The organism is Rhodococcus phenolicus (assembly GCF_001646785.1).
Taxonomy (GTDB): Bacteria; Actinomycetota; Actinomycetes; order Mycobacteriales; family Mycobacteriaceae; genus Rhodococcus; species Rhodococcus phenolicus.
Genome location: NZ_LRRH01000227.1, coordinates 1 through 564, shown reverse-complemented (window position 1 = coordinate 564; position 564 = coordinate 1). Strand labels below are relative to the sequence as shown.

The 564-nt window shown below is 68.1% G+C and carries 1 protein-coding gene; it reads right to left on the bottom strand.

Annotation, left to right across the window (positions count from 1 at the left end):
• Positions 1-276, bottom strand: a 276-nt coding sequence (locus A8G15_RS29060) for an aldehyde dehydrogenase family protein (RefSeq protein ID WP_156665635.1), incomplete at its 3' end; no start/stop codon positions are given.
• Positions 277-564 lie beyond the last annotated feature (288 nt).

The window sequence follows — 564 nt, the reverse complement described above, 5'->3', positions numbered from 1 at the left end:
GTGCGGCTTTCCGGTCTCGGCGGAGACGACGGAGGCGAGGGAGTCGGCGTCGGACGCGACGGCCTTCTTGAATTCGAGCAGCCAGTCGCGGCGTCCGCGGAAGCCCTGAGCGTCCCACCACCGGGCGGCGGTGCGCGCACGCTCGACCGCCTCGGCGACGTCGGCGGTGGTGGCGATCGGATACTCGGCGAGGACGTTGCCGTTGCGCGGGTCGAGGCTGGCGAACGTGGTGGCCACTTCGCCTACCGATTCGGTGGGGATGAGTTCCTGGGTCATTGGCGCCGCTTCCTTGGCCGATCACATCACATATATTTGATGTGATTCCTGGTAATGGGTTTCACACTAGGCCGCGCATCCCGCGTCGACAACCCCTCGTCGGCGCACGCGGCCGTACACGCCCGATCCGGGTGGGCAGGAAAGCGAAAAGGCCACCGGCCGCGTCGTATTCGTCCTTTCCCGGGAGCGGGTCGATGCGCGAGAGAACGATAGGAGAGGCAATGGCTTCACCCACACGCGCACCCCGCGGCCCGGGGTCGGTGCGCCGGCCGCAGCTGGCCGACGAGG